22 protein-coding genes are annotated in these 25677 nt (G+C 68.5%); 19 read left to right on the top strand and 3 right to left on the bottom strand.

Going from position 1 to position 25677, the window contains the following annotated elements; all coding sequences use genetic code 11:
• Positions 1 to 8 precede the first annotated feature (8 nt).
• From kdpB to TSH64_RS21565, 6 genes are all read left to right on the top strand, one after another.
• Positions 9 to 2117 (top strand): potassium-transporting ATPase subunit KdpB, encoded by a 2109-nt coding sequence (kdpB, locus tag TSH64_RS21540; RefSeq protein ID WP_109448112.1) that lies wholly within the window; start codon positions 9 to 11, stop codon positions 2115 to 2117.
• A 10-nt stretch (positions 2118 to 2127) separates the two neighbouring features.
• The gene (locus TSH64_RS21545) at positions 2128 to 2748 is read left to right on the top strand and encodes a K(+)-transporting ATPase subunit C (protein ID WP_109448114.1); all 621 of its coding nucleotides are present in this window, start codon (positions 2128 to 2130) and stop codon (positions 2746 to 2748) included.
• Positions 2749 to 2863: 115 nt separating this feature from the next.
• Positions 2864 to 5629 carry a sensor histidine kinase KdpD gene (locus tag TSH64_RS21550; RefSeq protein WP_109448116.1) on the top strand — a complete coding sequence of 922 codons (2766 nt, stop codon included), beginning with the start codon at positions 2864 to 2866 and terminating at the stop codon, positions 5627 to 5629.
• Complete coding sequence (locus TSH64_RS21555; protein ID WP_109448118.1) at positions 5626 to 6324, top strand: response regulator; 699 nt, start codon at positions 5626 to 5628, stop codon at positions 6322 to 6324. The genes TSH64_RS21550 and TSH64_RS21555 overlap by 4 nt, the downstream gene beginning before the upstream one ends.
• A 518-nt stretch (positions 6325 to 6842) precedes the next feature.
• Complete coding sequence (locus tag TSH64_RS21560) at positions 6843 to 8603, top strand: ABC transporter permease subunit (protein WP_109448120.1); 1761 nt, start codon at positions 6843 to 6845, stop codon at positions 8601 to 8603.
• Between the two features lie 13 nt (positions 8604 to 8616).
• The gene (locus tag TSH64_RS21565) at positions 8617 to 9924 is read left to right on the top strand and encodes a nitrate/sulfonate/bicarbonate ABC transporter ATP-binding protein (RefSeq protein ID WP_109448122.1); all 1308 of its coding nucleotides are present in this window, start codon (positions 8617 to 8619) and stop codon (positions 9922 to 9924) included.
• 133 nt (positions 9925 to 10057) lie between these two features.
• Here the strand turns inward: TSH64_RS21565 and TSH64_RS21570 are convergent, their stop codons facing one another.
• Positions 10058 to 10423: a hypothetical protein gene (locus TSH64_RS21570; RefSeq protein WP_109448124.1), complete on the bottom strand. Its 366-nt coding sequence runs from the start codon at positions 10421 to 10423 to the stop codon at positions 10058 to 10060.
• Positions 10424 to 10703: 280 nt separating this feature from the next.
• Here TSH64_RS21570 and TSH64_RS21575 point away from each other — a divergent pair, with 280 nt between their 5' ends.
• From TSH64_RS21575 to rbsK, 10 genes are all read left to right on the top strand, one after another.
• Positions 10704 to 11189 (top strand): DUF2946 family protein, encoded by a 486-nt coding sequence (locus tag TSH64_RS21575; protein WP_109448126.1) that lies wholly within the window; start codon positions 10704 to 10706, stop codon positions 11187 to 11189.
• 62 nt (positions 11190 to 11251) lie between these two features.
• Positions 11252 to 11785, top strand: coding sequence for a YcnI family protein (locus tag TSH64_RS21580; RefSeq protein WP_109448128.1), 534 nt, complete (start codon positions 11252 to 11254; stop codon positions 11783 to 11785).
• Between the two features lie 124 nt (positions 11786 to 11909).
• Positions 11910 to 13595, top strand: a complete 1686-nt coding sequence (locus tag TSH64_RS21585) for a copper resistance protein CopC (RefSeq protein WP_109448130.1) — start codon at positions 11910 to 11912, stop codon at positions 13593 to 13595.
• Positions 13596 to 13708: 113 nt separating this feature from the next.
• Entirely contained in the window at positions 13709 to 14008 is a 300-nt protein-coding gene (locus TSH64_RS21590) for a hypothetical protein (protein ID WP_109448132.1), read from the top strand.
• Between the two features lie 201 nt (positions 14009 to 14209).
• Positions 14210 to 14629, top strand: a complete 420-nt coding sequence (gene rbsD, locus TSH64_RS21595; protein ID WP_109448134.1) for a D-ribose pyranase — start codon at positions 14210 to 14212, stop codon at positions 14627 to 14629.
• A 14-nt stretch (positions 14630 to 14643) separates the two neighbouring features.
• Positions 14644 to 16140: a sugar ABC transporter ATP-binding protein gene (locus TSH64_RS21600; protein ID WP_109448136.1), complete on the top strand. Its 1497-nt coding sequence runs from the start codon at positions 14644 to 14646 to the stop codon at positions 16138 to 16140.
• Between the two features lie 21 nt (positions 16141 to 16161).
• Positions 16162 to 17103: a ribose ABC transporter permease gene (gene rbsC, locus TSH64_RS21605; protein WP_109448138.1), complete on the top strand. Its 942-nt coding sequence runs from the start codon at positions 16162 to 16164 to the stop codon at positions 17101 to 17103.
• An 85-nt stretch (positions 17104 to 17188) separates the two neighbouring features.
• Positions 17189 to 18070 carry a ribose ABC transporter substrate-binding protein RbsB gene (gene rbsB, locus TSH64_RS21610; protein ID WP_098736467.1) on the top strand — a complete coding sequence of 294 codons (882 nt, stop codon included), beginning with the start codon at positions 17189 to 17191 and terminating at the stop codon, positions 18068 to 18070.
• A 78-nt stretch (positions 18071 to 18148) separates the two neighbouring features.
• The gene (locus TSH64_RS21615; protein ID WP_109448140.1) at positions 18149 to 19165 is read left to right on the top strand and encodes a LacI family DNA-binding transcriptional regulator; all 1017 of its coding nucleotides are present in this window, start codon (positions 18149 to 18151) and stop codon (positions 19163 to 19165) included.
• On the top strand, positions 19162 to 20088 hold the full coding sequence (rbsK, locus tag TSH64_RS21620; RefSeq protein WP_109448142.1) for a ribokinase: 927 nt from the start codon (positions 19162 to 19164) through the stop codon (positions 20086 to 20088). The genes TSH64_RS21615 and rbsK overlap by 4 nt, the downstream gene beginning before the upstream one ends.
• Positions 20089 to 20107: 19 nt before the next feature.
• Here rbsK and TSH64_RS21625 read toward each other — a convergent pair whose 3' ends face one another.
• Both TSH64_RS21625 and TSH64_RS21630 read right to left on the bottom strand, forming a co-directional pair.
• The gene (locus TSH64_RS21625; RefSeq protein ID WP_109448144.1) at positions 20108 to 21847 is read right to left on the bottom strand and encodes a SulP family inorganic anion transporter; all 1740 of its coding nucleotides are present in this window, start codon (positions 21845 to 21847) and stop codon (positions 20108 to 20110) included.
• A 92-nt stretch (positions 21848 to 21939) separates the two neighbouring features.
• A complete protein-coding gene (locus TSH64_RS21630) occupies positions 21940 to 22200 on the bottom strand; it encodes a helix-turn-helix domain-containing protein (RefSeq protein ID WP_109448146.1) in 261 nt (86 codons plus the stop codon).
• A 231-nt stretch (positions 22201 to 22431) separates the two neighbouring features.
• On the opposite strand from TSH64_RS21630, the gene TSH64_RS21635 reads away from it, so the two are divergent.
• From TSH64_RS21635 to TSH64_RS21645, 3 genes are all read left to right on the top strand, one after another.
• Positions 22432 to 23601 carry a M20 aminoacylase family protein gene (locus TSH64_RS21635; RefSeq protein WP_109452909.1) on the top strand — a complete coding sequence of 390 codons (1170 nt, stop codon included), beginning with the start codon at positions 22432 to 22434 and terminating at the stop codon, positions 23599 to 23601.
• A gap of 187 nt (positions 23602 to 23788) precedes the next feature.
• Positions 23789 to 25132 carry an FAD-binding oxidoreductase gene (locus TSH64_RS21640; RefSeq protein ID WP_247873078.1) on the top strand — a complete coding sequence of 448 codons (1344 nt, stop codon included), beginning with the start codon at positions 23789 to 23791 and terminating at the stop codon, positions 25130 to 25132.
• 17 nt (positions 25133 to 25149) lie between these two features.
• Entirely contained in the window at positions 25150 to 25647 is a 498-nt protein-coding gene (locus TSH64_RS21645; RefSeq protein WP_109448148.1) for an L-2-amino-thiazoline-4-carboxylic acid hydrolase, read from the top strand.
• Positions 25648 to 25677: the final 30 nt, after the last annotated feature.

The following is a 25677-nucleotide window of genomic DNA, read 5'->3' on the forward strand; positions in this document are numbered from 1 at the left end:
ACGCTCCCATGCATGCCAAAAGCAAACGGTCGGGCCGCTCCTCCGCCAGCACCCTGCTGGACCCCGCCATCCTGGTGCCGGCCATCGGCGGCTCCATCGCCAAGCTTTCCCCGCGCCAGATGATCCGCAACCCGGTGATGTTCTGCGTCGAGGTGGTGGCCGCGCTCACCACCCTGCTGGTCCTGCGCGATGCCGTCACCGGTGCCGGAGTGTCCGGCTTCGCCGTCCAGATCGTCGTCTGGCTGTGGTTCACGCTGATCTTCGCCAACTTCGCCGAGGCGGTGGCCGAGGGGCGCGGCAAGGCCCAGGCCGCCAGCCTGCGCAAGACCCGCACCGAGACCAGCGCCAAGAAGCTGGAGAACGGCACCGTCCGCACAGTACCCGCCACTGCGCTCAAGCCCGGCGACCTCGTGTTGGTCGAGGCCGGCGACATCATCCCGTCCGACGGCGAGGTGGTGGAGGGCGTCGCCTCGGTCAACGAGGCTGCCATCACCGGCGAATCCGCCCCCGTCATCCGCGAGAGCGGCGGCGACCGGTCGGCGGTCACCGGCGGGACGCAGGTCCTGTCCGACCAGATCAAGGTCCGCATCACCGCCGCCCCCGGCTCGACCTTCCTCGACCGCATGATCTCGCTGGTGGAGGGCGCCCAGCGCCAGAAGACCCCCAACGAGATCGCACTGAACATCCTGCTGGCCGGGCTGACCATCGTCTTCGTCATCGCGGTGGCGACGATCCCCAGCTTCGCCGCCTATGCCGGCGGGTCGGTCGGCGTGCTGGTGCTGGTGGCGCTGTTCGTCACGCTGATCCCGACCACCATCGGCGCGCTCTTGTCGGCCATCGGCATCGCCGGCATGGACCGTCTGGTGCGCTTCAACGTGCTCGCCATGTCCGGCCGCGCGGTGGAGGCGGCAGGCGACGTCGACACGCTGCTGCTCGACAAGACCGGCACCATCACGCTGGGCAACCGTCAGGCCGCCGAGTTCCTGCCGGTCGCCGGCGTCGGCGAGGAGGAGCTGGCCGACGCCGCCCAACTCGCCTCGCTGGCCGACGAGACGCCGGAAGGCCGGTCCATTGTCGTGCTCGCCAAGGAGGACTACGGCATCCGCGCCCGCAGGATGGAGGAGATGCACGCCTATTTCGTCCCCTTCACCGCCCAGACCCGCATCAGCGGCATCGACACCGACGGCACGGTGATCCGCAAGGGGGCGGTGGACGCGGTGCTGGCCCACGTCAACGGGGCGCAGCGCGTCGCCGTGGCCGGCGGCCGCGGCGTCACCGCGCTGCACCCGGCCGCCGGCCCGGCGGAGCGCGAGATCCTCGCCATCGCGGAACGGGTGGCCAAGGCCGGCGGCACGCCGCTGGCGGTGGCGCGCGACGGCCGGCTGCTCGGCATCATCCACCTGAAGGACATCGTCAAGGGCGGCATCCGCGAACGCTTCGCCGCCCTGCGCCAGATGGGCATCCGCACGGTGATGATCACCGGCGACAACCCGATGACCGCCGCCGCCATCGCCGCCGAGGCCGGGGTGGACGACTTCCTTGCCCAGGCGACACCGGAGGCCAAGCTGCAGCTGATCCGCGACGAGCAGGCGAAGGGCAAGCTGGTCGCCATGTGCGGCGACGGCACCAACGACGCGCCGGCGCTGGCCCAGGCCGATGTCGGGGTGGCGATGAACACCGGCACCGTGGCGGCGCGCGAGGCCGGCAACATGGTCGATCTGGACAGCGACCCGACCAAGCTGATCGAGATCGTCGAGATCGGCAAGCAGCTGCTGATGACCCGCGGCGCGCTCACCACCTTTTCCATCGCCAACGACGTGGCGAAGTATTTCGCCATCATCCCGGCGATGTTCCTCGCCTTCTACCCGCAGCTCCAGGCGCTGAACGTGATGGGGCTTCACAGCCCGGAGAGCGCCATCCTGTCGGCGATCATCTTCAACGCGCTGATCATCGTGGCGCTGATCCCGCTGGCCCTGCGCGGCGTGCGCTACCGCGCCGTCGGTGCCGCCTCGCTGCTGCGCCGCAACCTGCTGATCTATGGCCTTGGCGGCCTCGTGGTGCCCTTCGCCGGCATCAAGGCGATCGACCTGATCGTCACCGCCGCCGGCCTTGTGTGAGGAGCCTGTCATGTTGAAGGATCTGCGTCCCGCCCTGGTGATGACCGTCGCACTGACGGCGATCACCGGGCTCGCCTACCCGCTCGCCGTCACCGGTGCCGCACAAGTCCTGTTTCCGCACCAGGCCAACGGCAGCCTGATCGAACGGAACGGGACCATCGTCGGCTCCAGCCTGATCGGACAGGATTTCACCGGCGAAGGCTATTTCCATCCCCGCCCGTCGGCCACCACCGGCGCCGACCCCGCCGATCCGGCCAAGACCGTGCCGGCTCCCTACAACGCGGCGAATTCGATGGGATCCAACCTCGGTCCGACGAGCAAGGCGCTGGTCGACCGCGTGCAGGCCGATGCCGAAAAGCTGAAGACGGAAAACCCCGGCGCCCCGGTCCCGGTGGAGCTGGTGACCACCTCGGGCAGCGGCCTCGACCCCGACCTGTCGCCGGGCGCCGCCGACTTCCAGGTGCCGCGCATCGCCAAGGCCCGCGGCCTTTCGGAAGATGCCGTGCGCAAGCTGGTTGCCGATACCACCGAACCGCGCCCGCTCGGTTTCCTGGGCGAGCCGACCGTCAATGTCCTGGCGCTCAACCTCGCGCTGGATCGGGCGGCCGGCAAAACAGCAGGAGGCAAATAGCCGGCCGTTGCTGTGCAACGGGGCTGTCGGAATCGGCTATCCTCCGCAACGGCCGGCGGAGTAATCCATAGCCGGGCTTGAAGTCGGGGTTGGGGGAGCGTAAAGGGACGATGCCATGACCGACGAACAGGGCGACCGCATTCAGGGCGACCGCGCCGGCCGGCCATCTCCCGACGCGCTGCTGCGCCAGGCGGCGAAGGAGGCGCAGGGACGGCTCAAGATCTTTCTTGGTGCCGCCCCCGGCGTCGGCAAGACCTTCGAGATGCTGCAAACCGCCCAGGCCAAGCGCCGCGATGGCGTCGACATCGTCGTCGGGGTGGTGGAGACCCACGGCCGGCGCGAGACGGAGGCGCTGGTCGCCGGGCTGGAAATCGTTCCGCGCCGCAGGATCGAGCACAAGGGCCATGTCCTGACCGAGATGGATGTGGACGCCATCCTCGCTCGCCGCCCGAAGATCGTGCTGGTCGACGAGCTGGCACACACCAACGCCGACGGCGGCCGCCATCCGAAGCGGTATCTCGATGTCGAGGAACTGCTGGCCGCCGGCATCGACGTCTACACCACCTTGAACATCCAGCATGTCGAGAGCCTGAACGACGTCGTCGCCAAGATCACCCGTGTCCGCGTCCGCGAGACGGTGCCGGACTCGATCCTCGACCGCGCCGACGACATCGAGGTCATCGACATCGCGCCCGACGACCTGATCCAGCGTCTCCAGCAGGGCAAGGTCTATGTCCCGCGCACGGCGGAGCGGGCGATCCGGCATTATTTCTCGCCCGGAAACCTGACGGCGCTCCGCGAACTGGCGTTGCGGCGCACCGCCGACCGCGTCGACGAGCAGCTGCTGACCCACATGCAGGCGCACGCCATCTCCGGCCCCTGGGCCGCCGGCGAGCGGCTGCTGGTCTGCATCAACGAGGATGCCAGCGGCGGCGCCCTGGTGCGCTACGCCCGCCGTCAGGCCGAGCGGCTGCGCGCCCGCTGGGGCGCCATCCATGTCGAAACCAGCCGGGCGCTGCGCCTGAGCGAGGCCGACCGCGACCGCATCGCCGACACGTTGCGTCTGGTGGAGCGGCTGGGCGGCGAGGCGGTCACGGTGCCCGGCAGCGATGTCGCCGACACCGTCGTCGATTATGCGCTGGCCAACAACGTCACGCACATCGTCATCGCCAAATCCAGCCGGCCGCGCTGGTCGGAGCTGCTGCACGGCTCCGTGGCGCACAGCCTGATCCGCCGGGCGGGCGACATCAGCGTGCATGTCATCGCCGCCAGCTCCGGCGCCACGCTTCCAGCCAAGACGATCAGGACGGAAGCAGCCCGGCCGCGCGCCTTCGCATGGTGGCCCTACGTCGCCAGCACGGGCTATGTCGCGGCGGCGCTGGGGGCCGGGCATGTGCTGCATCGGGTGCTGGCCCTCAACAACATGGCGCTGGTCTTCCTGACCGCCGTGCTGGCGAGCGCCGTCACCGGCGGGCTGGCGCCGTCGCTCTATGCCAGCGTGATCAGCGTCCTTGCCTTCAACTATTTCTTCCTGCCGCCGCTCTACACCTTCACCATTTCCGATCCGGAGAACATCGTCGCCTTGCTGGTTTTCGCCGTCGTCTCGGTGATCGCCAGCAACCTGACCGCCCGCGTCCGCGCCCAGGCGGTGACCGCGCGGCTCCGCGCCAAGACGACCGAAGACCTCTACCAGTTCAGCCGCAAGCTGGCCGGCGTGGTGACCATGGACGATTTGCTGTGGGCCACCGCCTATCAGATCGCCGCCATGCTGAAGGTCCATGTCGTCCTGCTGCTGCCCGAGGATCGTCCTGGCGAAGCCTCGGGAAAAGGCAGCGTCGCGGTCAGGGCCGGCTATCCGCCGGAGGACGTCATCGAGGACGCGGATCTTGCGGCAGCTGTCTGGGCTTGGGAAAACAACCGGCCGACCGGCAAGGGTGCCGACACGCTGCCCGGCGCCAAGTGGCTGTTCCTGCCGATGCGCACCGGGCGGGGCGTCGTCGGGGTGGTCGGCATCGACACCGGCGGCGGAAAGGGGCGGACCGGCGGTTACCTGACGCCGGACGAGCGCCGGCTTCTCGACGCGCTGATCGATCAGGCCGCCCTGGCGATCGAGCGGGTGACGCTTGCCGAGGATGTCGACCGCAGCAAGCTGGCGGCCGAGACCGAGCGGCTGCGCTCGGCCCTGCTCACCTCGATCTCGCACGATCTGCGCACGCCGCTGGCCTCCATCCTGGGCTCGGCGACCAGCCTCGTCGGCTATGGACCGATGATGGACGAGGAGGACCGGCGCGACCTCGCGGCGACCATCCAGGAGGAGGCGGAGCGGCTCAATCGCTTCATCGCCAACCTGCTGGACATGACGCGGCTGGAATCCGGGGCCATCCGGCCGCGGACCGGTGCGGTCGATTTGTCCGAGGTGGTCGGCAGCGCGCTGGAGCGGGGGGCCCGCATCCTCGCCGGCCATCTGGTCGAGGTCGATCTTGCCGCCGGCCTGCCGATGGTGGACATCGACGCCGTGCTGATCGAGCAGGCGCTCTTCAACCTGCTCGACAACGCCGGCAAATATGCGCCGGTCGGGTCGACGATCACGGTGCGCGGACGGCAGGACGGCTCCCTCGTCCGCATCGAGGTGCAGGACGAGGGCGGCGGCATTCCGCCCGAGGATGTGGAGCGCATCTTCGACAAGTTCTACCGTGTCCATGCCCAGGACCGGCAGCGCGCCGGCACCGGGCTGGGTCTGGCGATTTGCCGGGGCTTCGTCGAGGCGATGGGCGGGACGGTCACTGCCGGCAACCGCCGCGACCGGAGCGGCGCCGTCTTCACCCTGACCCTCCCCAAGGCCGCCGACCTGTCCGGATATGAAGAGGAAGCCGCAGCATGAAATCGGACTCCATCCCGCTTCGCGTGCTCGTCGTCGACGACGAGCCGCCGATCCGGCGCTTTCTGCGCACCAGCCTGACGGCCCAGGGGTACGACATCGTCGAGGCAGAGGACGGAACGAAAGCGCTGGAGGAGGTGCGGCGGCGCTCCCCCGATCTGCTGGTCCTCGATCTCGGGCTGCCGGGCATCGACGGGCTGGAGGTCATCCGGCGCCTGCGCGGCAGCGGCGTGACCCTGCCGATCATCGTGCTGTCCAGCCGGGTCGACGAGGCCGGAAAGGTCGAGGCGCTCGATCTCGGGGCCGACGATTATGTGACCAAGCCGTTCGGGGTGGAGGAGTTGCTGGCCCGCATCCGCACGGCCATGCGCCACAAGCTGCAACAGCAGGGGGAACGGCCGCTGTTCCGCAGCGGCGACCTGACGGTCGATCTGGTGCGGCGCATCGTCACCGTGCGCGGCGAGGATGTGAAGCTGTCGCCGCGCGAATACGACCTGCTGCGGATTCTGGTGGCGCATGCCGGCAAGGTGTTGACCCACCGCTTCATCCTCAAGGAGGTGTGGGGTGGTGAAACCGACATCCAGTACCTACGGATTTACATCCGCCAGTTGCGGCAGAAGATCGAGCCCGATCCCGAGCGACCCCACCACATCCTGACCGAGACAGGCGTCGGATACCGGCTGCGCGCGCCGGATTGAGGCGGGTGCGCTGGCCGCGCAGATCGCCCTGAGGTTGCCGCCGGCACAGGGCTTCATGACGATTTGATGAAGGCCGATCGCAAGCCGATTCCCGCTCTTGACCTTGGCCGGCCAGGGGAGTAGAGGGGCGGCATCGTCACCGCATGATCGTTCTTGTCCGCCCTGCCCGCCGGGCCGGCGGCCGGATCGAAAAGGCAAGAGATGGACAGCCCCAGTAGTCGATCTACTCACATTCCCCTGACGACGTCGTTCGCGGGCTGACCTCTTGCAGGGGTCCACCCGCGGCCCGTCGTCTTCGGGCCGATCAGAGGTGGACCATGGTGAAGCTCCTCACCATCCCGGTTTCCATGCACCGCCGCCCCGACGGGTGCCGGTGCTTTTCCGTGACGGGCGATCTGCGCCCGCCAAGTCGCTGACCCCACGCCACTCCTCCTGAAAATCCGCATCGGCGCCTCTGCCGCGCCGCTACCGTTTTCCTTGCCGGCCGGTCCCGCGACGGGACCGCAGGATGGATTGTCATGGTCTGGATCAACACGAATGTTTCGGTGAAGGCGGTCGACGCCGCGCCGAACCGGTGGGACGTTGTCGCCCTGCCGCTGGTCATCGGCCTGCTGGCGCTGCTCGCCATCGGCGGCCATCAGATGGCCCTGCCTCTGAACAGCGTCGAGGAGGTGCCGGTCACACTGGACCCCTGGATGCTGCCGGAATACGCCCTGCGCTCGACCCTGCGGATGCTGGCGGCGATGGCGGCCTCGCTGCTGTTCACCTTCACCTATGCCACGCTGGCGGCCAAGAGCCGGCGGGCCGGCATGCTGCTGATCCCGGTGCTGGACGTGCTGCAATCGGTGCCGGTGCTGGGATACATCTCCTTCACCGTCGTCTTCTTCCTGGGGCTTTTCCCGGGCAGCGTGCTGGGAGCCGAATGCGCGGCGATCTTCGCCATCTTCACCAGCCAGGCCTGGAACATGGCCTTCAGCTTCTACCAGTCGCTGCGCGCCGTCCCGCGCGACCTGGACGAGGCGGCGACCGGCTTCGGCTTTTCCGGCTGGCAGCGCTTCTGGACGCTGGAGGCGCCCTATGCCGCCCCTGGCTTGGTGTGGAACATGATGATGTCGATGTCCGGCGGTTGGTTCTTCGTCGTCGCGTCGGAGGCGATCACCGTCGGCGACCACACCATCACCCTGCCCGGCATCGGCTCCTACCTCGCCAAGGCCATCGACGGGCAGCGCCTGGACGCCGTCGGCTGGGCGGTGCTGGCGATGCTGCTGGTGATCCTGGCCTACGACCAGCTGCTGTTCCGCCCGCTGGTCGCCTGGGCCGACAAATTCCGGGTCGAGCTGACCGGGGCGCAGGAGGTTCCGGAGTCCTGGCTGCTCACCCTGTTCCAGCGCACCCGCTTCTTCCGCGCCCTCTTCGCGCCGCTCAACCGCCTGTTCGGCTGGCTGGTCTGGCTGCGCCTGCCGGCGGGTGGAGCGAGCCGCGGTGCGGCAGGCGGCCTTCGGGCGGTCGGCGGGCTGCTCGACCGGGTGCCGGCGCGGGCCGTCGATATCCTCTGGTATCTGCTGCTGGCGGTGGCGGGCCTGTGGGCCGGCTGGTCGATGATCGCCTTCGTCTCCTCCGGCGTCGACTGGGGCGATGTCGGCACCGTGCTGCTGCTCGGCGGCGCCACGCTGCTGCGGGTGATCGTGCTGATCGCGGTGGCGACGCTGGTCTGGGTGCCGCTGGGCGTGCTGATCGGGCTGCGGCCACGGCTGGCGGAGAAGGTCCAGCCGGCCGCCCAGTTCCTCGCCGCCTTCCCGGCCAACCTGCTGTTCCCGGTGGCGGTGGTCGCCATCGTCCGCTTCGACCTGAACCCGGATGTCTGGCTCAGCCCGCTGATGATCCTCGGCACCCAATGGTACATCCTGTTCAACGTCATCGCCGGGGCCACCGCCTTTCCCGGCGACCTGAAGGAGGCAGCGGCCAATTTCCGCATCCGCGGCTGGCAATGGTGGCGCGACGTCATGCTGCCGGGCGTCTTCCCCTACTATGTCACCGGGGCAGTCACCGCGTCCGGCGGGTCGTGGAACGCCAGCATCGTGGCGGAGGCGGTGAACTGGGGCGACACCCGGCTGACCGCCCATGGCTTGGGCAGCTACATCGCCCAGGCCACCGAAGCCGGGGACTACCCGCGCATCGTGCTGGGCATCGCCGTCATGTCGCTGTTCGTCATCCTGTTCAACCGTCTGCTGTGGCGTCCGCTCTATGCGTTCGCCGAGCGCCGCCTGCGCCTCGCCTGAGGAGGACCCCGCCATGCTGAACACCCGCAACACCACCATCTTCGAACTGAGCGGCGTCCGTCAGGCCTATGCCAAGCCGTCGGGGCAGGATTACGTCGTGCTCGACAACGTCGACCTGACCTTGCGCGACGGCGAGATCGTCGGGCTGCTCGGCCGCTCCGGCTCCGGCAAGTCGACGCTGTTGCGCATCGTCGCCGGGCTGGTCAAGCCGACCGGCGGCTCCGTCCGCCATCATGGCGAACCGGTCGCCGGCCCGACCGACGGGGTGGCGATGGTCTTCCAGACCTTCGCGCTGTTTCCCTGGCTGACGGTCTGGGAGAACGTCATGGCCGGCCTGAAGGCCAAGGGCGTGCCGGCCCGCGAGGCGGAGGCGCGGACCGAGGAGGCCATCGACCTGATCGGCCTGTCCGGCTTTGAATCCGCCTATCCCAAGGAGCTGTCCGGCGGCATGCGCCAGCGGGTGGGGTTCGCCCGCGCGCTGGTGGTCCATCCGGAAATCCTGCTGATGGACGAGCCCTTCTCCGCACTGGACGTGCTGACGGCGGAGACGCTGCGCACCGACCTGCTCGACCTGTGGATGGAGCGGCGGCTGCCGATCAAATCGATCCTGATGGTGACCCACAACATCGAGGAGGCGGTGCTGATGTGCGACCGCATCCTGGTCTTCTCCTCCAACCCCGGCCGGGTGGCGGCGGAGATCCGGGTGGACATCCCCCACCCGCGCAACCGCCTGGACCCGCAGTTCCGCGCCATGGTGGACGACATCTATGGCCGGATGACCGCGCGCAAGCCGCTGGTGGCGTCGTCCCCGGCGGCGAAGCAGCCGCCGGCCCATGCGGTGCCGCTGGAGCATGTGTCGACCAACCTGCTGGCCGGCCTGCTGGAGACGCTGGCCTCGCCGGCCTACCATGGCAAGGCCGACCTGCCCCATCTGGCAGCATCCCTCCAGCATGAGATCGACGACCTGTTCCCGATTGCCGAGACGCTGCAGATGCTGGGACTGGCGGAGGTGGCGGAGGGCGACATCCACCTCACCGAACCCGGCCGGTTGTTCGCCGAGTCCGGCCTGGACGACCGCAAGCGGCTGTTCGCGGAGCATCTGATCCGCTACGTGCCGCTGGCGGCCCACATCCACGGCCTGTTGAAGGAACCGGCGACGAAGCACGTGCCGAGCAGCCGCATCCTGGCCGAACTGACTCCCTTCATGAGCGAGGGCTATGCCGAGGAGACGCTGAAGGCCGTCACCAGCTGGGCACGCTATGCCGAGCTGTTCACCTACGACGACGAGACCGAGACCTTCGCGTTCGAGGACGCGGACTGAACGGACGGACGGAGCCGTTCGCAGGAGCCGGCACCGTCACGTCAGCGAAAGCCGGATCGGCACCGACGCTTCCCGTCGGCTGTCCGGTCCGGCAGCGTCCCGGTGCCGTCCGCAGGTCAGGGATGGCAGCCGATCATTTGCGGGCGCATGTCTTCACATCGTCTTCGCTGATCGAGAAGGCATAGGCCTCGGTCCCCGACAGGGCGACATTGCGCAGGACGCAGGTGCGGCCCTTCTTGTCCTTCATTCTGACATCCCAGGTTCCCGGCTTGACGTCGCTGAGCTTCAGCCGCTCATCGGCCTCGACCGTCTTGTCCTTGTCGTTCAGCGTCTGGTTCTTGCCCCACTTGTTCGTGCCGGGTTCGGCGAGCTTCAGCTCGGTGATGGTTTCCGTGGTCAGGTTCCAGAACTTCAGCGTCTGGGCCGTCTGGGCCTGCGCCGTCGAGGCGAACGATCCCGCGCACAGCAGCAGGATGGCGATCAGGCTGTTCCGTTTCATGATTTTTCCTCCCTTGGGTTGCGCAAGGCACGCCCGATCTGAGCACAGGCCAGGGAAAAGCGGAATGCGACAATGGGATAAGCTGATTGTATGAGTCGCGTCTCGCGAGCAGCGCGAGATCATGCCGATACTGCGCAACCCAGGGCACGAACCGCCGACCGACCGGCCGCACACCATCGAGGAGGGTGGTCAAATCGTCCTGCCACCGCCGAATGGCTTGACTGGACAAGGCTGCGCGTGAAGGTTGGTCGCGGCTTTCCGCAACCGCCGGCTCCCCCGTATGGCCCGCCGCCAGACCGCGCGCAACACGCTTGCAACCCTCCGGACCGGCGCTCCCGCCGGCACGGTCGGGCTGCGCCGCGCGCTGGTTGGCTGGCTTGCCGTCCTGGCTCTGCTGATCCAGGTGGCGGTTCCCGATCTGGCGATGGCGGCACGGGCACAGTCGGGATTGCCCGCCGGGTTCCTGACCGCCCCGACGGCGGCCGACCATTGCGGCACCACCCCGTCCGATGTGCAGGACAGCGAAGGGCTGGCTGGCGGAGACCATGGCGGCGGAACCCACGACGGGTCCGGCCATCCCGTCATGGATCATGACAGCCTTTGCGCTTTCTGCCTTGCGCTCGGCACCCATGGCCTGCTCCCCGGTTCTGCGATGGTCCGGCCGCAGGCCGTCCATCGCATGCCGGTCGCCGCACCGGTTGCCGCCGGCATTCGCCCGGACGACCATTTCCTGACCTGTCTCAATCCCCGCGCTCCGCCGGCGTGACGGCCTGTTCCCCCGTCGTCACCGGACTTTCCCCGAACCATCATTCCGTTCAGGAGCGCATCATGACCCGCATCATTTCCCTGGCGCTCGCCGCCGGGACCCTTTGCCTTGCCCTGTCCGCCGGAAGCGCCGCTGCGCATGTCACGCTGGAAACCCGCGAAGCGCCGGCCGGCAGCTATTACAAGGCGGTGCTCAAGGTCGGCCACGGCTGCGACGGCTCGCCGACTACGGCCATCCGCGTCCGCCTGCCCGACGGGGCTGTTCTGGCCAAGCCGATGCCGAAGCCGGGCTGGACCCTGGCGACCAAGGAAGGCCCCTACGCCCAGCCCTATGAGTCGCACGGCCGCAGCATCACCCAGGGCGTCACCGAAATCGCCTGGACCGGCGGCAGCCTGCCCGACGCGTGGTACGACGAGTTCGTCTTTCAGGTCGTGCTGCCCAAGCAGCCCGCAGGCACCATGCTTTACATCCCGGTGGTGCAGGAGTGCGAGAAAGGCGCCCACCGCTGGATCGAGATCCCCGAAGCCGGCAAACCGGCGGACGATTATCGCGAGCCGGCACCGGGTCTCAAGCTGACCGAACCCAAGCAGCACTGACGGCGCCCCGGCATCGGCCGGAAGATCGGGCTGCATGCCGGCTGCCGCGACGGCTGAACGGCATGCAGACCCTTGGCCGCCTCTCTTCCGCGGCCCTCGCCCTTCCCGATAGCGAGGCATCCCCATGCGTCCCAGCCCGCGTCGCAGGCTTACGGGTCTGTCCGCCCTCTTCCTCGCCATGCTGTTCCTCGCCGCCCTGCCGCGCACCGGCTGGGCCCATGCCGTCCTGATGGAGTCCGTGCCGGCCGACGGCGCCAGCCTTGAGGCCGCACCGACAGCCCTGTCGCTGGAGTTCAATGAACCCGTCACTCCCGTCCGCATCCAGCTGCTTGACGGACAGGGGCGGGACATGGCCGATCCGCAGGGTGCGTTGGCGGAAAACAACCGCGTCCGCCTCGCCCTGCCGCCGGAACTGCCGAAAGGCCTGTACGTCGCCAGCTATCGTGTCACCTCCGCGGATGGGCATCCCGTCGCCGGCTCTTTCACGTTCGGGATCGGTGTGACGCCGACGACCGGCACGCCTCCGGTGGACGATCCATCCCAAGCTGCTTCGTTCGCCGGAGTGCTGCTGCGGGCGATGCACTATGCCGCCCTGCTGGCCGGGACCGGGGGCGGCCTGTTCCTCGTGCTGGTGACCGGGCGCTGGGCACCGCTCAATGACCGCCTGAAACCCGCTCTCTGCCTACTGCTGCTGATGGCCGGCCTGTCGGTGGCGCTGCTGGTGGGGGTGACCGGAGCGACGCTGGCCGGCCAGCCGCTTGCCGCCCTGGCGACAGGGGCCCCCTGGACCACCGGGGCAGGGAGCAGCGTCGGCCTCAGCGCCGGCATCGCTCTGCTGGCCCTGCTCTGCTCGGCTTGCGGCTTGGCCGTCGAGGCCCGCTCTGCAATGGGACCGGTGCTGCTGGCGGCGGGCGCATTGCTGGGGGCCGCCTCGCTGGCCGCCACCGGCCACGCCGCCACGGCTTCCCCCCGCTGGCTAAGCGCGCCGCTCGTCGGCCTGCACGGGCTGATGGCGGCCTTCTGGGTCGGCGCCTTCTGGCCGTTGTCCATGGTACTGCGCCTGGAATCCCCGGCCGAGGCCGCGAGGCTGACCCGCCGCTTCTCGCGGATCGCCATCGGTGCCGTGGCCCTTCTGGCCGGAGCCGGCATGGTCCTGTCCGCGATCCAACTCCAGTCGGTGCAGGCCGTGCTGAGCAGCGGCTATGGTTGGGTGTGGCTGGGCAAGATGCTGGCGGTCCTGCTGCTGCTCGGGCTGGCGGCATGGAACCGGCAGTTCCTGACCCCCGCCCTGGACAGGAATGGCGAGCACGCCGTTAAGGCCCTGCGGCGGAGCATCGGCCTGGAGATGGCGGCGGCAGGCACCGCCCTGCTGCTGACGGCGGCCTTCGCCCTGACGCCGCCGCCGCGCGCACTCCATGCAAGCGAGGAGAAGCCACCGTCAGGCTTTTCCGCCGTCGCGGTGAAGGGCGGCCTCATCGCCCTCATCGACGTCGGCCCGGCCAGTCCCGGGCGCAACGGCGTCCGGCTCCACCTTCAGAACGAGGACGGCAGACCGGTCGCCGCCCGTGAGGTGACGATGAATTGGGAGCTTCCTTCGGCGGGCGTGGCTCCGCTGCGGCATGCGTTGACGGGCCTCGGCCCCGGCTTCTTCGGAACCGACGACACCACGCTGCCGCTTGCCGGGCAATGGTCGCTGCGTCTTGAGGTGCTGATCGACGATTTCGACAAGCGGGTATTCCAGACGGAGGTTCCGATCAAGGACACCCCGGCCAGCACGGAGGGGATTCCCACGAGCCCGAAGCTTCGCTAGAATCGAGCCCGGTCCCGCCATCCACGGTCTTCGATCCCATGGTCAACAGCGCTGACACCTCCAGCCCGTCCATCGATCTCCACTGTGAACATTGCGGTCGGCCACATGGGCAGATGCTCCGTTGCCTGCCCGACGGCCGTTGGCTGTCGTCCGACAACGGGTGGATCGACGCCAACGGTGACCAGGCGTCCTGGCCGGATGTCGTCGATTACGCCCGTCTGCGTCACTCGCGTGCCGTTGTCGGTCTCTACCGTCAGTCGGCAGCGGCGAGGATGGCCGCTGAGGACAGTCAGCGGCTCTGCCGACGCTGCCACCTCGTGACCGGTCGCGAGGAACATCGGCGGGTGGCGCGGCTGCGGGCCCTCACCCGCTTCGCCCTGGGCGACCTGTTCGACGGCACCTACGCTGTCTGAGCGGCGGCCGGACAAGCGCAGGCAGGCCCGGCGCATAAGTCACTGAAGACCGACGTTTCTTCTTGCCCCAGACCGGCGGCGCAGCATCGCGCCGTCGGCGAAAGCGCGCGGAATTGGTGCGGCGCAGCAACGCAAACGTTTGCGCAAACGTTTCGATGGCGCTAGCGTCCGCCTGTCCCGCCCAGTTGGAGCCGCTTTGCGATGAAACGGATTGGCCTTCTCAATGCCCCGCTCAGCCACGCGGTTGCCTCGCTTGGCCATACGCAGGCGTTGACCATCGCCGATGCCGGACTGCCGGTTCCGGCCGGGCCGGAACGGATCGACCTCGCGGTGACGCCGGGCCTGCCGTCCTTCCTCGAAATCCTCGATGCGGTGGCGGAGGAAATGATGGTGGAGCGCGTGGTGATCGCAGGCGAGATGACCATCGCCAACCCGTCTCTGCGCGCCCAGCTGTCCGTCCGGCTGGACCGCATGGCCGCGGCGCAGGGCCGGCAGATCGCGGTGGAGGAAGTCCCGCATGAGGAGTTCAAACGGCTGACCGTGTCCTCCGCCGCCGTCGTGCGCACGGGCGAATGCAGCCCCTACGCCAACATCCTTCTCTATTCCGGCGTAACCTTCTGACCGCAGGGGGCGTGATGGATTCCCGATCCGGATTCCTGCTCGACCTCCAGGGGGTCGGCAAAGGCTTCAACGGCGTGACGGTGCTGGACGGGGTGGATTTCCGCCTGCGCGCCGGCGAGGTCATGGCCCTGATCGGTGAGAATGGCGCCGGCAAATCGACGCTGATGCGGATCGTCACCGGCATCGTCCAACCGGATAGCTCCAGTGCGATGATGTTCCGCGGCCAGCCGGTGCGCTTCACCGCCCCGCGGCAAGCCATCGACGCCGGCATCGCGATGATCCATCAGGAACTGAACCTGCTGCCGCACCTGTCGGTGGCCGACAACATCTGGCTGGGGCGCGAGCCGCGCAACCGGCTGGGCCTGATCGACCGCGGTCGCATGCGGCGCGAAGCCAAGGCCCTGCTGGAGCGGCTGCGCCAGACCATCGACCCGGACTGTCCGGTCGGAAGCCTCAGCGTCGGCCAGCAGCAGATGGTCGAGATCGCCCGCGCCCTGTCGCTCAACGCCGAACTGATCGTCATGGACGAGCCGACCGACGCGCTGACCGACATCGAGACCGCCGTCCTGTTCGAGGTGATCCGCGGCCTGAAGGCCGACGGCAAGGGCATCGTCTACATCTCGCACCGGCTGGGCGAGATTTTCGCGCTGTGCGACAGCGTCACGGTCCTGCGCGATGGCCACATGGTCCATCGCGGGGCGGTCGCCGATCTCGACGAGGCGGCGCTGATCCGCCATATGGTCGGCCGCTCGATCACCGACCAGTATCCCTATCTGTCCTGCGCTGCCGGGTCTGAGCGGCTGACGGTGGAGGGATTGAGCGCCGACGGCGTGAACGACGTCAGCTTCAGCGCCGCAGGCGGCGAAATCCTGGGATTTGCCGGGCTGATGGGCGCCGGACGGACTGAACTGGGCAAGGCGATCTTCGGCGCCAGCCGACTGCGCGCCGGCAGCGTCCGGGTCGATGGAGGCGAGGTCCGGCTGCGCCATCCCCGCGACGGGGTCGCCGCCGGCATCGCCTATGTGCCCGAAGACCGCAAGGCCGAGGGTCTGATCCAGGGCCATTCGATCCGCACCAACATGTCGCTGGCGGCGCTCAAGCAGCTTTGCGGCCCCGGCGGTGTCGTCCGGCAGGCCGACGAGCGGAGCGCCGTCGACCGCTTCATGGCCGCCTTCGCCGTCAAGGCGCACGGCATCGGGGCGGAGGTGCGGACCCTGTCCGGCGGCAACCAGCAGAAGATCTCGCTGGCCAAGGCGCTGATGCTGTCGCCCAAGGTCGTGATCCTGGACGAGCCGACGCGCGGCGTCGATGTCGGCGCGCGGCGCGAGATCTACGGCCTGATCAACGATCTGAAGGCCAAGGGCCTGTGCATCCTGCTGATGTCCTCGGACATGCCGGAGTTGCTGGGCCTGTCGGACCGCATCCTCGTGATGGCGGGGGGCCGGATCACCGGCCGCTTCGGCCGGGACGAGGCGACCCAGGAAAAGATCATGGCCTGCGCGATCGGCTGACGGGCAGGAAGAGAGACGACGATGACCACGCTGAAACGCTTCCTGTCCCGCAACAAGCCGCTGGTCGGCCTGATCGTGCTGATGGCCGCCGTCGCGGTCATGAGCCCCAGCTTCATGACCGTCGACAATCTGCTGAACATCCTGCGGCAGACCTCGATCAACGCGGTGATCGCGGTGGGCATGACCTACGTCATCCTGTCCGGCGGCATCGACCTGTCGGTCGGATCGGTGCTGGCCTTCTGCGGCGCCGTCTGCGCCTGGCTGGTGGCGGGGGACCTGTCGATCTGGCTGGCGATCCCGCTCAGCCTGCTGCTGGGTGCCGGTCTGGGCGCCGTCAACGGAATCGTCATCGGCACCGGCGGCGTGCAGCCCTTCGTCGCGACGCTGGTCGCCATGACGATGCTGCGCGGCGCCACGCTGGTCTTCACCGACGGGCGGCCGATCACCACCGGGACCGGTGCGGCGGCCGATGCGTTCTGGAGCGTCGGCGGCGGCTATCTGCTCGGCATTCCGGTGCCGGTGGTCATGGCGGCGGCGGTCTTCGCCGTCTGCGGCCTTATCCTGACCCGCACCCGCTTCGGCCGCTACACCTATGCGGTCGGCGGCAACGAGGTGGTGGCACGGCTGTCCGGCATCCGCGTCAATCTGGAAAAGACGACGATCTACGCCCTGTCGGGCCTGCTGGCGGCGCTGGCCGGCGTCATCCTGACCGCCCGGCTGGAAAGCGCGCAGCCGACCGCCGGTGCCGGTTACGAGCTGGATGCCATCGCCGCCGTCGTTGTCGGCGGCACCAGCCTGTCCGGCGGCAAGGGCACCCTGTTCGGCACGCTGGTCGGCGCCCTCATCATCGGCGTGCTGAACAACGCGCTGAACCTGATGGACGTCTCCTCCTATTACCAGATGATCGCCAAGGGCGCGGTCATCCTGCTCGCGGTGCTCGCCGACAGCCGCAAGTCGTCGTAAGGCGACCGCTTAACCGGATCGGCCCTCCTGTACCTGTTGCTTGCCCCAACCAGACGAACAAGAACGATGAGGAAGGAATCCAACCATGCGTAAGCTTCTGACCGCGGCCACCGTCGCCGCCACCGCCCTGCTCGCCTCGGCCAACGCGCAGGCGGCCGACACCATCGCCCTGGTCGTCTCGACCCTCAACAACCCGTTCTTCGTCACGCTGAAGAACGGGGCGGAAACCAAGGCCAAGGCGCTGGGCTATAATCTGCTGGTCCTCGATTCCCAGAACGACCCGGCCAAGGAACTGGCCAATGTCGAGGACGTGGTGAACAAGAAGGTCAAGCTTCTGCTGGTGAATCCGACCGACTCCGACGCCGTCCGCTCGGCGGTCCGTTCGGCCAACCGCGCCAAGATTCCGGTGGTGACGCTCGACCGCTCGGCCAACGGCGGCGAGGTCGCGTCGCACATCGCGTCGGACAACGTTGCCGGCGGCCGGATGGCCGGCCAGCTGGTGGTCGACATGCTGAAGGGTCAGGGCGCCGTCGTCGAGCTGCAGGGCCTGCCGGGCGCGTCGGCCGCCCGCGACCGCGGCAAGGGCTTCCACGAGGCGGTGGACAAGGCCAGCGGCCTGAAGGTGGTGGCGAGCCAGCCGGCCGACTTCGACCGCACCAAGGCCCTGAACGTCATGGAGAACATCCTCCAGGCCCAGCAGAAGATCGACGTGGTGTTCGCCCACAACGACGAGATGGCGCTGGGTGCCGCCAAGGCGATCCAGGCGTCCGGCCGCAAGATCCCGGTGGTCGGCTTCGACGGCACCGACGAGGGCGTCGCGGCGGTCAATGCCGGCACCCTGACGGCGACGGTCGCCCAGCAGGCCGGCCTGATCGGCGAGAAGGGTGTCGAGACCGCCGACAAGGTGCTGAAGGGCGAGAAGGTCCCGGCCTTCACGCCGGTTGAGTTGAAGATGGTGACGAAGTAAAGCACGGGCCCACCCCTGCCGGCGCGGCCAAGGGGGCTTGCGCCGGCGGGGGCGGAACGTGTTGAGGAGAGTGGCGGCATGGTGACGATCAGGGATGTGGCCCGCGAGGCCGGCGTGTCGATGAGCACCGTCTCCCACGTCATCAACGCCACCCGCTTCGTGGCGCCGGAAACAGAACAGCTGGTGCGCGCCGCCATCGACCGGCTGGGCTACACGCCGAACGGCATCGCGCGGGCGCTGAAAGGCAACCGCACCCACACGCTCGGGATGATCGTCACCGCCAGCTCCAACCCCTTCTTCGCCCATGTGATCCACGGGCTGGAGACGGTCAGTTCCGACCGCGGATACAGCCTGATCCTGTGCAACACCGACGATGAGCCGGACAAGCAGCTCCGCGCCTTCGAGGCCCTGCACAACCGGCGGATCGACGGGCTTGCGGTGCTGACCAGCAATGCCGATCCCGGCTTTCTCGACAATGTGCAGGCGCGCGCACCCGACCTGCCGCTGCTGCTGCTCGACACCGATCCGCATCCGGGCGCCTGCACGGTGACCGACGATTCGGTGATGGGCGGACGGCTGGCGGCACGGCTGCTGGCGGACCGAGGGTTCCGCCGCATCGCCTGCATCACCGGCCCGGGGCGCCATCCGCGCTCCCGCGCCCGGCTGGCCGGCCTCGTCGAGGAGTTGGGCAAAGCCGGCCTGACTTTGGAGCCCGGGCTGCTGCGCGAGGCCGACCTGACCATCGCCGGCGGTTACACGGCGGCGGCATCGCTTCTCGACGGGGGGGAGCCGCCGGAGGCGGTCTTCGCCTTCAACGACCTGATGGCGGCCGGCGTGCTGCGCGCCGCGGCGGAGCGTGGGCTGGCCGTGCCGGACCGCCTATCGGTGTTGGGCTACGACGACATCGAACTGGCTGCCTACCTCACCCCGCCCTTGTCCACCATCCGCCAATCCGCGGGCCTGCTGGGCGCCCGCGCGGCGGAACTGCTGATCGACCATCTCGAAGATGGCCGGCCCCTGCCCGACCTGTTGTCCCTGCCGCCCGACCTCGTGCTCCGCGCCTCGGTCGGCTGGCCCTGTGCGAGGCTTTCATGACTTCCAATCGCCCTATCGTCGTCTTCGGCAGCGTCAACATCGACGTCTGCGCCTATTCCGACCGGCTTCCCCGTCCGGGCGAGACCGTGCATGGCAGCAGCTATGCCATGGGGCTGGGCGGCAAGGGCGCCAACCAAGCTGCCGCCGCCGCCCGCCTGGGCGGATCGGTCGAGATGGTCGGGCGGACCGGCGGCGATGCCTTCGGCGAGATGGCGCGCAGCCGGCTGGCCGGCTTCGGCGTGCGGACCGGTCACCTGTCCAACGACCCGGCCCACCCGACGGGAATCGCGGTGATCGGTGTAGAATCCTCCGGCGAGAACTGCATCACCGTGATTGGCGGCGCCAACATGGCGGTGAGCGAGCAGGACGTGGCCCAGGCCGCCCCGCTGTTCGCCGAGGCGTCCGTGCTGCTGCTTCAGCTGGAAATCCCGCTCGCCGCCGGTCTGGCTGCGGCGACCGCGGTGCGGGCCGGCGGCGGCCGCATCATCCTGGACCCGGCTCCGGCCCCGCATGACGGGCTGGCCGCTGATGTCTTCCGCGCCGTCGATGCCATGACCCCGAACGAAACGGAGACCGAATCCCTGGTCGGGCTGCGGCCGACCACCCCGGACGAGGCCGCGGCGGCGGCAGAGCGGCTGGCCGAGCGCGGCCTGTCCATCGCCATCGTCAAGATGGGTGCCAAGGGCGTCTATTTCCGCGGCCTGGGGCAGCAGGGCTTCCTCCCGCCCTTCCCGGTGACGGCGGTCGACACCGTCGCGGCCGGCGACTGCTTCAACGGCGGGCTCGCCTTCGCGCTGGCTCGCGGCGACGATCTGGCCGGCGCGGTGCGCTTCGCCGCCGCCTGCGGAGCGCTCGCCACCACCCGCGCCGGTGCTGCGGACTCCGCCCCGACGCTGGCGGAGGTGGCGCTGCTGCTGGGGTGACCGGGATCGCCCGGCGCCGCTACACGGCGTCCTGCGGCACGGCTCCATCCCCAGCATTCGACGCCGCCTCGTCCCGCCGCAGCTTGTGCAGGGCTACGTCGATGGTCCGCTCATAGCTGACCAGGGGCGGTTTCAGCCCGTGACTGAACAGAGCCTGCCGCGATGTGTGGCTGGTCCCGGTCAGGATCAGCTTCACACCGCGCCGCGCCGCCTTGTGCGCCAGCCCCTCGATGGTGTTGGCCGCGGTCGAATCGAGAAACGGCACGGCGCTGAAATCGACGATCAGAACCCGGTGGGTGTCGGCGATGCGGTCGAGCACCGACCCGATGGACGCCGCCGCCCCGAAGAAGAACACGCCCGAGATCCGGTAGATCACCACCTCGGGATCGGCGGCGCCCTGATCGTAGGGCTTGCGGGCGACCAGGGCGCCGTCGGCGCTGTCCTCGGCAACGAAGGGCGTCTGGCTCTCGATGGCGGTGATCGTCGACATGCGGTGGATAAAGAGCACCGAGCCGAGCGCGAAGCCGATGACGATGGCTTCGGTCAGGCCGGTGAAGATCGTCAGCAGGAAGGTGGTCAGCAGCACCGCGGCATCGCCGCGCGAGGCGCGCAGGAGGGCGACGATGGCCGGCTTCTCCACCATGTTCCAGGACACGACGGCAAGGACGCCGGCAAGGCTGGCGAGCGGAATGAAGCTGGCGAGCGGTGCCGCGACCAGGATGAAGACCAGCAGGAAAACGGCGTGCAGCATGCCGGCGACCGGCCCATGGGCGCCGGCGCGCACGTTGGTCGCCGTGCGGGCGATGGTGCCGGTGACACAGATGCCGCCGAACAGGCCCGACGCGATGTTGGCGACGCCCTGCCCGACCAGTTCGCAGTTGGACCGGTGGCGGCGTCCGGTCATGCCGTCGGCCACCACGGCCGAAAGCAGCGATTCGATGGAACCGAGCAGCGCGAAGGAGATGGCACTCGGCAAAACCGCCTGAACCTTGTCGAGCGTGATTGCCGGCAGTGCCGGCATCGGCAGGCCCGACGGAATGCCGCCGAACTTGGTGCCGATGGTCGCCACGTCGAGGCCGAGGGCGGCGGTCACCACGGCGCTGCCGGCGACCGCGATCAACATCCCCGGCCAATGGGGCCGCACCGCCTTCAACCCGACGATGATGCCGATGGACGCCAGCGCCAGCGCGACCGACGCCGGATCGGCCGTCGGCAGGCCCGACCACAGCACCGGCAGCTTTTCAAGGAGCGGCCCCGGCTCCGGCCCGCTCAGGGTCAGGCCGAGAAGATCCTTGATCTGGCTGGCGAAGATGATGACGGCGATGCCGGCGGTGAAGCCGACCGTCACCGGGTAGGGCATGAATTTGATGTAGGTGCCCAGTTGCAGAAGGCCGATGGCCGCCAGCATCAGGCCGGACAGCAGGGTGGCGAGGATCAGCCCGTCCATGCCATGCGCCTGCACCGTGGCGGCGACCAGCACGATGAAGGCGCCGGCAGGCCCGCCGATCTGGAACCGGCTGCCGCCTAGGGCGGAAACGACGAAGCCGCCGAAGATCGCGGTGTAGAGCCCTTGTGCCGGGGAGGCACCCGAGGCGATGGCAATCGCCATCGACAGCGGCAGCGCCACGATGGCCACCGTCAGTCCGGCGATGGCGTCGGCGCGGAGGTTTGCGAGCCCGTAACCCTCGCGCAGGATGGTGACGAGCTTTGGCGTGAACAGTTCGGCAAAGCTCGGTTGATGGGAAATCGGTGCTGTCATCTGTCCGGCGGCCTTCTGGAATAAGGCGGCGGGATCGTCGGCATCAGGTCGGCGGTCGCCGTCGCGCGGTCGATGGTGTGGGCGTCAGGGTTTCAGGACCTGGGTGCCGGTGTCTTCAGACGGACACCGCGGCCGCCGGTGACGCTCTGCGCGTTGTCGCCGATCAGCTCGATTCCGGCGAGGTCGAGCGCCTCCACCACCTTGGTCAGGCTCTCCACCACGCCGCGCACGTTTCCGTCGCTGGCTTCCATACGCTGGATGGTCGGAACGGAGAGGCCGGCCAGTTCGGCCAGCGTCTTCTGATCGATTCCAAGCAGCGCCCGGGCGGCGCGCAGCTGCGATGCCGTGATCATCACGCATACCCCGCTGATACATGCAAGTCGCTATCTGAAACATACATCATGATGTTTTAAACGTCACTAGAGATGTTTAGAACAGCGATGCTTCTCCGGTCCCCCGCAACCGGACACCCCGCCCGTGCCATGCGATGACGTGTGTGCCCACCGGCGAAATAGGCCGTTTCGGATCCGGTATAATTTCGGCAGGATTGCCCCAGAGATTTGCTGGAACATAAGGACAAGACGATGGATGGGATGGTGACGGGGCTCGACGGGTTGACCGCGGACATGACGGATTGGCGGCGCGATCTACACGCCCATCCGGAAACCGCCTTCGAGGAGCAGCGGACCAGCGACTTCGTGGCGGAAAAGCTCGCCTCCTTCGGGCTGGAGGTTCACCGCGGCCTCGCCAAGACCGGCCTGGTCGGGATCCTGCGCAATGGCGAGGGGCCGATGGTCGGCTTCCGCGCCGACATGGACGCGCTGCACATTCACGAGGAAACCAACCTTCCGCACAGCTCGCGCAATCCCGGGCGGATGCATGCCTGCGGTCATGACGGGCACACCGCCATGCTGCTGGGTGCGGCCCGCTACCTGACCGAACATACCGACCTGTTCCGGGGTACCATCGTCTTCATCTTCCAGCCGGCGGAAGAGAATGAGGGCGGCGGCCGGGTGATGGTGGAGGAAGGGCTGTTCGACCGCTTCCCCGTCGAGAAGGTCTTCGGCATGCACAATTGGCCGGGGCTCGAGGTCGGCCGCATCGCGCTGCGCCCCGGCCCGCTGATGGCCGCCTACGACATCTTCGAGCTGACCCTGACCGGCAAGGGCACCCATGCCGGCATGCCGCATATGGGGACCGACACGATCATGGTCGGCAGCCAGATCGTCTCCGCCCTCCAGACCATCGCCAGCCGCAGCGTCCATCCCATCGATTCGGCCGTCGTCAGCGTCACGCAGTTCCACGCCGGCGATACGTGGAATGTCCTGCCCGGCACCGCCGTTCTCCGCGGCACCGTCCGGACCTTCCGGCCGGAGGTTCAGGATCTGGTTCAGCGCCGCATGGGCGAGGTGGCGACCGCCATCGCCGCCGGATTCGGAGTCGAGGCCAGCCTGCGCTACGAGCGGCGCTATCCGCCCACCACCAACAGCGCCGCGGAAACGGAACTGGCCCGACGGGCAGCGGCACGCGTGGTCGGAGAAGAGGCGCTCGACCTCGATCCGATGCCCAGCATGGGGGCGGAGGATTTCTCCTTCATGCTGCAAAAGCGTCCCGGCTGCTACGTCTGGGTTGGTGCCGGGCCGTCGGACCAGGGCCGCAACCTGCACAGCCCGCATTATGATTTCAACGATGCGGTGCTGCCCATCGGCGCCAGCTATTGGGTGCGGCTGGCGGAAACCGTCCTGCCGAAATGATACAGATCATGTACATGCGTCCAGATTTCCCGATCCGGGCGCATGACATGAAAAAATTTCTGCGGAAAAATCTTGGGAATTGCGTACGTGTGTCCATTGTCCCATAGTTCGGCGGGAAACGGATGGCCCTAACTCCAAAAGGGGATAAGGGCGTAGCGGATTTCAGCCGAACAGGGACGGGCGCGACGTGACGAACCAAGGGGCACATCAGGCGGCAGGCCAAGCGCAGGACATTCCAGGCCGGGGCGGCATCTGGCAGCGTCCGGACTCGTTGTGGGAAGCCACCGCCCCGCCGCCACCCGCCCTGCCGGCGTTGCAGGACAGCGTGCAGGCCGACGTGCTGGTGATCGGCGGCGGCTTCACCGGGCTTTCCGCCGGTCTGCATGCGGCCGAAGCCGGGCGCCGCGTGGTGGTGCTGGAGGCCTCCGAACTGGGACGGGGTGCCTCCGGCCGCAACAACGGGCAGGTCATTCCGACGCTGACCCGTCCCGACCCCGCCGACCTCATCGACCGCTTCGGTTGGGAAAGCGGGGAGCGCTTGGTCGGGCTGATCCGCGACAGCGCCTCCACCCTGTTCGATCTGGTGCGCCGCCTCGGCATCGACTGCGCTGCGGAACAGACCGGCTGGGTTCAGCCGGTCCATTCGCCGGGCCGCATCAAGATCGCCGAGCGCCGGGCAACGCAATGGGGCAAGTTCGGCGCCGATGTCGAACTGCTCGACCGCGCCGCCGTCTCCGCCATTCTCGGAACGGACGCCTATTTCGGCGGCTGGATGAACCGGACCGGCGGGCACATCAACCCGCTGGCGCTGGTGCGCGGGCTCGCCGCCAAGGTGGTCGCAGCCGGGGCGGCGGTCTACGTCAACTCCCCCGCCTTGTCGGTGCAGCGCCGCGGCGACTCCTGGGTCGCCCGCACCCCGCAGGGCATGGTGACCGCCGATTCCCTGGTGCTGGGCACCAACGGCTATACCGCCTCCATCTTCCCGGAAATCCGGACGGAGGTCGTGCCGGTCCTGTCCTGGCAGATGTCGACCGCCCCCCTGGGCGACAACGTCCGCAAAACCGTCCTGCCGGGCCGGCAGGCGATGTCGGACACCCATGGCGATCTGCGTTTCATGCGCTACACCGCCGACAACCGGCTGGTGACCGGCGGCGCGCTGCTGAACCCGGTGAATGGGGCGGAGCGGTTGAAGCGCATCGTCGGCGCCCGTCTGGCCGGGATGTTCCCGGCGCTGAACGGCGTCGGCTTCGACCATGTGTGGAATGGCCGCATCGCCATGACCCCCGATTACTTCCCCCGTGTCCACCGGCTGGAGCCGAACGGCTTCGCCTGGGCCGGCTGCAACGGGCGCGGCGTGGCGCTGTCGGTCTCGCTGGGGCGGGAATTGGCCCGTGCCGCCATCGGCCAGGACCCGAAGGACCTCGCCCTGCCCTTCACCGCACCGACGCCCCTGCCCTTCAATGCCCTGCTGCAACGCATCGGGCCGTTGAAGATCCTGCAATACCGCTGGAACGACGCCCGCGAAGTCTGATCGAGGAGACTGCCAGCATGTCCGACAGCCCCGACTATCCCACCCTTCTGCGCAATGCCTACGCGATGCGCGCGGCGTCCTATGCCCACATGTTCGATGTGCTGCGCGAGCGTTTCGGCACCGAAACGGCGCTGGAGGTCGGACAGGAATCGACCCGCCGCCTCGGCGAGGCGATGGGCGTGAAGTTTGCGGGCCACGGTCCCGACGACCTGACCGGCCTGTGCCATGCCTTCCTCGACGGCATCCCCAACCGCGACAGCATGTTCGCGCCGGAGATCAAGCGGTGCGACGGCGAGGCGTTGGAAATCCATTTCCACCGCTGCCCCTTGAAGGAAGCCTGGCAGGCGCAGGGCCGCTCCGACACCGACCTGGAACTGCTCTGCAAGATGGCCGGCGCCATCGACGGCGGTCTGTTCGAGTCCGCCGGGTTCGTCTTCAAGGGCCAAACCTGGAAACCGGGCGACGAGGGCTGTTGCCGGCTGAAGGTCCTGCCCGGCGCCAAAGCCGCCGAATAGACGCGCATCGCCGCAAAGCCTGCAAAGACA

The sequence above is a fragment of the Azospirillum sp. TSH64 genome (assembly GCF_003116035.1).
Classification (GTDB): domain Bacteria; phylum Pseudomonadota; class Alphaproteobacteria; order Azospirillales; family Azospirillaceae; genus Azospirillum.